We start from the raw sequence: 8,188 nt of genomic DNA, 5'->3' as shown, positions 1-8,188 counted from the left end.
CGACAGCCCGCTCGCGCCGTTCTGTTCACTCCTTGGGGATCAATGGAGGTGGCGTTGGGCTGTCGACGGCCCGTGGGATAGGCTTGCAGGCTCGTCGATGCTGAAATGACAGGCCGGAAGCCAATCCCACTCCAATCGATCCAACATTTTTTTCCGCTCGATCCTAACGCGTTGGGCTCATGTCCCCGGCGCCGTGTCTTCATCGCCCATTTCCCTCGCAGGTCCCGATATCGCTCCCTCGCCGTCGTCCAAGACCGATTCAGCCCCCGACGTTTCCAACGTTCCCGATTGGCAACAGCAGGGTTACGAACATCTTTGGATGCCGTATTGCCAAATGAAGACGGCCCCCTTGCCGCTGGCGGTGGATCGTACCGAAGGCGTCTACTTGCACTTGAGCGATGGGCGCCGACTGATCGACGGCCTGGCGTCTTGGTGGTCGGCCTGTCACGGATACAACCACCCGCACGTGGTCGATGCGATGCATCGACAACTTGACAGAATGCCGCACGTGATGTTCGGCGGGATCAACCACGAACCGGCATTGATGCTCGCCCGGCGTCTGGCCGCGCTGCTGCCCGGCGACCTGAACCGCGTGTTCTTTTGTGATTCCGGATCCGTCGCGGTCGAAGTTGCGATGAAGATCGCGATCCAATTCCATCGCAATCGCGGCCAGCGGGGCCGCACCCGATTCTTGTCGTTTGCCAATGCCTACCACGGCGACACCACCGGGGCGATGTCACTGTGTGATCCCGAGCGCAGCATGCACGCGCGTTTTGAAGGCGCGTTGTTGCAACAATTGAACATCGACATCCCCCGCGATGACGACTCGATGCAACGGTTTCAATCGCTGCTGGAGCAAAACCGAGAGTGCTTGGCGGGCGTGTTCATCGAACCGCTGGTGCAAGGCGCCGGCGGAATGCGGTTTCACTCACCCGAGGTGCTGCGCGCCATCGCCCAGTGCTGCCGCGACAACGATGTGTTGCTGATCGCCGATGAATTGGCGACCGGGTTTGGACGCACCGGCACCCTGTTCGCGATCGAACAGGCCGACATCGTTCCAGATGTGATCTGTCTGGGGAAGGCGCTTTCGGCCGGCATGATCGGGATGGCGGCGACGGTGGCAACCGAGCGGGTGTTCCAGGCGTTTTGGTCAGACGACGCGTCCAAAGCGTTGATGCATGGGCCGACCTTCATGGCCAACCCCCTGGCCTGTGCCGCCGCGGGGGCTTCGCTGGATTTATTTGAGCGGGAGCCGAGGCTGGATCAGACGCGAACGATCGAAGCGGGACTGAGCGAACTGTTGGCGCCATGTCGCCAGATCGAGCGGGTCGTCGACGTCCGCGTCAAGGGCGCGATCGGGGTCGTCCAGGTCGATTCACTCGATCACGTGACTCGTCTGCGGGACCTGTTTGTCCGCCATGGCGTCTTGATTCGCCCCTTCGGAGACTGCATCTACACGACACCGCCGCTGGTGATTTCCGCGAGCGAACTCGAAAAAATCGGCGACGCGATCGTTTCGGTGACCCGGCAATGGGCTCGCTGGCCGCGAGAGAGTTGACAAATTCACAGACTCGGTTGTTGTTGGCGGTGTTCTTTCGGGAAATAATGGTCGCCACGAATCGATTCGGCCCGACCATCGCTGGCGGTCGCCTTCCTCCCCTCCCCTGCCCTTTTATCCCTGATCGGTATCTTTGCATGTTCCTTCTGAAATTTGTCGGCAAATGCGCCGCCGCCTTTGCCGTGACCTGCATGGTCGGCGTCCCCCATTCCGCGTTTGCGCAGACCGATGCGAATCAACTGAGCGAAGCCGAAAAACGCAGCGGCTGGAAATTGCTATTTGACGGAAAGTCCGCCGATGCCTGGCGCAACTACCAAAAAGACACGCTCGGCGAGGGCTGGAAAGTCGTCGACGGAGCCCTGGTCCGCGCCGACAAAGGTGCCGGCGACATCATCACCAAAGAGAAGTATGACGCGTTTGAATTGTTGATCGATTACAAGATCAGCCCCGAAGGCAACAGTGGGCTGATGTTTCATGTCACCGAAGACAACGCCAAACCGTGGCACAGCGGACCGGAAATCCAGATCCAAGACAACGCCGACGGACACGACCCACAGAAGGCGGGATGGCTGTATCAGTTGTATAAACCGACACCGCCGCGTTGGGCCGTCGACCAGACGCCCGTTGACGCCTCGCGACCGGCCGGCCAGTGGAATCAAATCTATTTGAGAATCGCCCCCCAAGGCTGCGAAGTCTGCCTCAACGGCGTGCGATACTACACCTTCAAGATCGGAAACAACGACTGGAACCGGCGTGTCTCGGAAAGCAAGTTCGCCAAGTTTCCGGAGTTCGGCAATGCCGGCCAGGGGCACCTCTGTTTGCAAGACCATGGCGATGAAGTCGCGTTTCGCAATATCAAGGTGCGTCGCATCAATCCCGACGGCAGCGTTCCACAGCCGATCGACGGAAAGCTCGACTTGAAAAGCGAACTTGCGTTCCCCAATCTGAAACTGGATCAGTGGGAAGCGGTCGACGACGACGGCAAGATTCGCCCGTTGCGGATTTTGGAACTGACCTACCCACGTGACGGCAGCAACCGCGTGTTCATCGCGTCGCAGTACGGTCAGATCTGGACGTTCCAAAATGATCCCGAAACCGTCAAGTCGCATCTGGTGCTCGACATGCGCCGCGAAGTCGCCGACTGGAAGAACAGTGGCGGCAACGAACAGGGCTTGCTCGGTTTGGCCATGCACCCCGATTTCAAGAACAACCAAAAGTTCTACGTTTACTACTCCGATGCCGATAACGATCGATCCGTCGTCAGCGAGTTTACGATGTCCAAGGACAATCCGAACAAAGCCGATGCCGCGACCGAACGGATCGTGATGGAGATCGCCCAGCCGTACAAGAATCACAACGGCGGCAGCATCGAATTCGGCCCCGACGGTTACCTGTACATCGGGCTCGGCGACGGTGGCGATCGCAACGACCCCAAAGCGGCCGGCCAAGACCTGTCAAAACTGCTCGGTTCGATCTTGCGAATCGACGTCGACAACCCTTCCGGCGACAAGGGCTACGGCATTCCCGGCGACAACCCGTTCGTCAAAACACCGGACGCGCAGCCCGAGATCTACGCCTTCGGCATTCGCAATCCTTGGCGTCTGGCCTTCGACCGCCAAACAGGCGACCTGTGGATGGGCGACGTGGGACAAGAGCTTTGGGAAGAGGTCAACGTCGTCACCAAGGGCGGCAACTATGGCTGGAGCAACCGGGAAGGCACCAACAGCTTTGGCAACCGCCCCCCGGTCGCCGGCGTCAGTGACCCGATCGATCCGGTCTGGCAATACGATCACCGCATCGGCCGTTCGATCACCGGCGGCCGTGTGTATCGCAACGCACGTCTTCCCGAACTCAACGGCAAGTACCTCTACGCCGACTACGTCACCGGCGTGGTCTGGGCCTTGTCCTTCGACCCGGAAACCAAGCGGGCGACCGCCAACGAGCAAGTGATCCCCGAAGGCGTCCAGGTATTGGGTTTCGGCGAAGATCAAAACGGGGAGATCTATTTCTTCACCGAAAGCCCCCGCGGCGAGTGCATTTACCGCTTCGCCAACTAAGCACGTCATCAGGGGTTTTGCAGGCTAATGTACGACAGCCATTCCAGGCTGTCGCCGGTTTCGACGGTCTGGAAAGGCCGTCGTATGGGTCACGCGATCAAGTCGTGCATGACGTGACCATCCACGTCCGTCAGCCGAAAATCGCGTCCCTGATAGCGGTAGGTCAGCTTGCGATGGTCGATGCCTAGCAGGTGCAAGATCGTCGCGTTGAGGTCGTGGATGTGCATCGTCCCAGGAGTCCAATGCTCTTTTTCGGGACGCGGGATCATCGGGCTGCCGTCGGCGTTGACGATGTTGTAGCCGTAGTCGTCCGTGCGTCCGTACGTGATCCCCGCCTTGACTCCTCCGCCGGCCATCCAAACGGTGAAACAACGGGGATGATGGTCACGCCCGTAGTTCTCTCGCGTCAGGTTGCCCTGGCAGTACACGGTGCGTCCGAATTCGCCGCCCCAGATCACCAACGTATCGTCCAACATGCCGCGTTGCCGCAGATCATGCACCAGCGCGGCACACCCCTGGTCGATGTCTTTGCATTGTGATTCATGTTCGGTCGGCAGCCGATTGTGGGCGTCCCAACCGCGATGGAAGATCTGGATATTGCGGACGCCTCGTTCGGCCAAACGGCGTGCGTTGAGGCAACACGCCGCGAACGTCCCCGGCGTCCGAGCCTCCTCGCCGTAGAGCTCGAAAGTCGACTCCGACTCACTGGAGAAATCCATCAACTCGGGGACCGACGTTTGCATTCGGTACGCCATCTCGTGCTGCTTGATGCGTGCCAAAATTTCGGGGTTGCCGAAGTGTCGGTGCTGTTCTTGGTTGATCGCCGCCAACGCATCGAGCTGGTCACGGCGGTCGGATGACGTCACCCCGGGTGGATTGCTCAGGTATAACACCGGATCGCCGCCGCTACGCAGCAACATGCCTTGGTGATCGGCCGGCAAGAAACCCGGTCCCCACAGACGATTGAACAAACTTTGTTCGGCGTACTTTGAATGCGCGTGCATCACCACGTAATGCGGCAGATCTTCATTCATGCTGCCCAGCCCGTAGCTCAACCAGGCACCCAAACTCGGACGTCCCGCGATTTGGCTGCCCGTCTGAATGTACGTGACCGCCGGATCATGATTGATCGCCTCGGTAAACGTGCTGTGCACGACACACAATTCGCGCGCGACCTTGGCGGTGTGCGGCAACAGTTCGCTGATCCACACCCCGTCTTGGTTGTTGTCGTGCTTGGTGAATTTGTACTTGCTGGGGCAAAGCGGCAATCCACTTTTTTGGTTGGCGGTCATCCCCGTGATGCGTTGGCCGTCACGGACTTCGGCGGGCAATTGCTCGCCAAACATGTCGGCCAGTTTGGGTTTGTAATCCCAGAGGTCGTGTTGGCTCGGTCCGCCGCTCATGAACAGATAGATCACCCGTTTCGCTTTGGGCAAGTGATGAAGCCCGCCGCCGAGCGTCGATGCGTTGGTCCCCGCAGCCGACAACTCGTCACCCAGCAGGCCCGCCATCGAAGCGGTTCCCAACCCGAGTGCCGTGCGGCCGAAAAGCTGCCGCCGCGTCGTCGCCAATTGCTGCCGGTGCAGCGTTTCAAGAAAGTTCATCGGTCAATCTCGTTTAGTACAAAATGATCGCCAGGTCGCTGGCCAACAGGGTCAATGCGACTTGGGTCCAGGCGGCGTGTTCGGCGGGGTCCAACGATTCGTCTCTGGCGATATCGCCGATGGACAGCAAGGCTCGGGCGTCGTCCACGTTGCCGCGATACCGTTGAAGCATTTTCTGCAACAATTCCTCGAACGCCTCCGCTTCGGTCTGCGACGGTCCGCGACTGGCGAGCAGACGGAATAGCAGATCCATTCGCGACGACACGTCACTCCGCTGCAGCATCAATCGCTGGCCCAACATGCGGGCCATTTCGATCCGCTGGGTTTCATTGAGCAGCGCCAACGACTGCAATGCCGTGCTGGTTCGCGAGCGACGGACGCAACTCGTTTCTCGATCCGGGGCGTCAAACAAAGTCATCATCGGATGCGGACTGGTGCGCTTCCAATACACGTACAAGCTGCGGCGATAAAGTCGTTGCCCGTGATCGCGTTCGTATTTTTTGGTGTTGCTGGCCGGATGGGCCAACGCCTGCCACATCCCGGCCGGCTGGTAGGGCTTGACGCCTTCGCCACCCATCATCGGATCGAGTAAGTTGCCAGACCAAAGACCGATGTCGCGGATCACTTCGGCATCCAATCGGTAGCTCGGCCCGCGTGACCACAGTCGGTTTTCCGGATCATCGACGTCTTCCCGCCAAGCCGAGCTTTGACGAAAGGTTCGGCTGGTGACCATCATCCGCAACATGTGCTTGAGATCCCAACCACTTTCCTGCAGTTCCACAGCCAGCCAGTCCAGCAAATCGGGGTGCGTCGGGTAGGCGCCTTGCAAACCAAAGTCTTCGGGGGTTCGCACCAACCCGTGTCCAAAGGTGTGTTGCCAAACACGATTGATCAACACCCGCGCGACGGTCGGATGACTCGGCGAAGTCAACCATTGCGCTAGCCCCAACCGGTTGCGCGGGGCACCCTCTGGAAAATCACCCATGGCCGTCAGGACGCCGGGCTCGAGCGGATCGCCGATGGGGCGGTTGTACTCGCCACGGCTGAGAACGTGGGTCGGACGCGGTGTTGGCAAGTCTTTGGCGACGAGCGTGGTTGTAAACCCCTGCTCCAATGATTCGAGTTCCAAACTCAGCAACGTCGCCTCCGTGTGCACACTCAACGAAGAAAACGGACTGTCGGGGTCAGCCAACGCTTCCAGTTTTTCTCGATCGGTCGCATCGGCCCAAGCGTTCCGGTCCGCCACCACCGCCGCATCGGAGAGCTCGTCCGTCGCGGCGTGGATCAATTGCCCCAGCCGATCATTCAGCAGTCGCCATCGCGCCCATTGACTTTGGTCGCTCGGCGCTTTCGTTGTCGGCCCGTAGTCATATTTATTTCGATCCAGCGCCGGCTCGGACGTGCTATTAAAAAACGCCATCAAACGGTAATACTCCGTCTGTGGCACCGGGTCATACTTGTGTGTGTGGCAACGGGCACAGGTGAGCGTCATGCCCAACAACACCGCCCCCAGATTCTCGGTTCGGTCAAAGTTGTTCTTCGCTTGGTACTCCGCTTCGATCGCACCGCCTTCGCCGCTGGTCGGATTCATCCGGACATAACCGGTCGCGACCAGTTGCTCGACGCCGGGATCGGGCAGCAAATCGCCCGCCAATTGCCACGTGATGAAATCGTCCAGCGGCAAATTGGCATTGAGCGACGACACGACCCAGTCGCGATAGGGATAGACGCCGCGGCGATTGTCCAAATGCAAACCGTGGGTGTCACCGTAACGCACTGCGTCGAGCCAGTGCCGTGCCTGGTGTTCTCCGAAGCTGGACTTGTTCAGCAACCGATCGACATAGCGTTCGTACGCGTCGGCTCGGCGATCCCTTAAGAATTCCGCCAGCTCCTCCGGTCCGGGCGGCAACCCGCAGAGCGTCAATGAGGCCCGCCGGGCGAGCGTTTCCGGCGCGGCTTCGGGGGCAAAGTCGATCGAGCGGCCGCGTTGTTTCGCCGCCACGAACCAATCGATGGGATTGATCGTCGCCTGGGTATCGCCGCCGTCGGGCAACGCCGGAAGACGTTTTTTGGGCGGGATGAAGGCCCAGTGCTGGGAGTACTCACCGCCTTGGGCGACCCACTGGGCGAGCAATCGTTTTTCGGCATCGGTCAGCTGCTTTTCCGCCTCCGCCGGCGGCATCGGATCGTCTTCGGACAGGATCCGCAGCACCAGTTCGCTCGATGCCGGATCATCCGGGTCGATCGCCCGGTACCCGCCGAGATCGCTGGTTGCCGCCTCATACGAATCCAAACGCAACGTGACGTCTTCGTCCGTATCGGGTCCGTGACAGACGAAACACTTGTCCGAAAGAATGGGCAAGATCTCGCGCGAAAAATCGATCGCGGCCGAAGTCGGTTCGGCGGCTCGGGCGTCGACCAGGATCAATGACGTCACCGCAACGATGACAATGTTTGAAGTTCTCATCCCTGAATTGTAAACACAAACCGGCCAGCGATGCAGCAAATCCGAACCCGCGCGATCGATTGAACCGTGGCCCCGCAGGGTAGCGCGCACGACCGCTTCATCGGCGCGGTTCCGGCTGGCGCGTCGAGCGTTCTTTGTCATGCATCACCCCGGTAGGGGTGAAAGCCAGTAGCCGGTGGTCGCGGTAGCGCACCACCGGAAACGCAGGTGAAATGACGGGGTGACCCCGGCGGGGTCACAGCACTCTCTGCGACGTGCGTCGGGGTCGTGCTGTTGCTTTAGTTCGACTCCGGCGGTGTGCGCTGCGATTGACCGCCGGCTACTTGCTGGTCTCCCTTTCGCGACGTCGATTGCATAAGTGTCGGAGTTGATCGTAGCGAAAGTCGCCAAAACTTTCGCAGCGCCGGCCCTCTCTGGCGTTTGCTTGCTGCGCAAACGCCGTCTCTCCCAGAGGGAGAGAATCTAAATCAGTTTCCAAATCAATCGACGTCCCTTTCGGGAT

At 59.8% G+C, this 8,188-nt stretch carries 4 protein-coding genes; 2 read left to right on the top strand and 2 right to left on the bottom strand.

The window, feature by feature from the left end:
• Positions 1-193 precede the first annotated feature (193 nt).
• Both NZK35_RS04545 and NZK35_RS04540 read left to right on the top strand, forming a co-directional pair.
• Positions 194-1,558, top strand: coding sequence for an adenosylmethionine--8-amino-7-oxononanoate transaminase (locus tag NZK35_RS04545; protein WP_259631409.1), 1,365 nt, complete (start codon positions 194-196; stop codon positions 1,556-1,558).
• Positions 1,559-1,695: 137 nt separating this feature from the next.
• The gene (locus NZK35_RS04540) at positions 1,696-3,615 is read left to right on the top strand and encodes a PQQ-dependent sugar dehydrogenase (RefSeq protein WP_259631408.1); all 1,920 of its coding nucleotides are present in this window, start codon (positions 1,696-1,698) and stop codon (positions 3,613-3,615) included.
• A gap of 89 nt (positions 3,616-3,704) precedes the next feature.
• Here NZK35_RS04540 and NZK35_RS04535 read toward each other — a convergent pair whose 3' ends face one another.
• Both NZK35_RS04535 and NZK35_RS04530 read right to left on the bottom strand, forming a co-directional pair.
• Positions 3,705-5,219, bottom strand: a complete 1,515-nt coding sequence (locus tag NZK35_RS04535) for a DUF1501 domain-containing protein (protein WP_259631407.1) — start codon at positions 5,217-5,219, stop codon at positions 3,705-3,707.
• A 13-nt stretch (positions 5,220-5,232) separates the two neighbouring features.
• Positions 5,233-7,686 (bottom strand): PSD1 and planctomycete cytochrome C domain-containing protein, encoded by a 2,454-nt coding sequence (locus NZK35_RS04530; protein WP_259631406.1) that lies wholly within the window; start codon positions 7,684-7,686, stop codon positions 5,233-5,235.
• Positions 7,687-8,188 lie beyond the last annotated feature (502 nt).

The sequence above is a fragment of the Stieleria sedimenti genome (assembly GCF_025060895.1).
Taxonomy (GTDB): domain Bacteria; phylum Planctomycetota; class Planctomycetia; order Pirellulales; family Pirellulaceae; genus Stieleria; species Stieleria sedimenti.
The sequence above is the reverse complement of the archived record's forward strand: the minus strand, read 5'-3'. Positions and strand labels throughout refer to the sequence as shown.

Bases quoted from the DNA above. Each gene is read 5' to 3' on its own strand.
- NZK35_RS04535 (WP_259631407.1), bottom strand. From the start codon at position 5,219: ATGAACTTTCTTGAAACGCTGCACCGGCAGCAATTGGCGACGACGCGG.
- NZK35_RS04530 (WP_259631406.1), bottom strand. From the start codon at position 7,686: ATGAGAACTTCAAACATTGTCATCGTTGCGGTGACGTCATTGATCCTG.
- NZK35_RS04540 (WP_259631408.1), top strand. From the start codon at position 1,696: ATGTTCCTTCTGAAATTTGTCGGCAAATGCGCCGCCGCCTTTGCCGTG.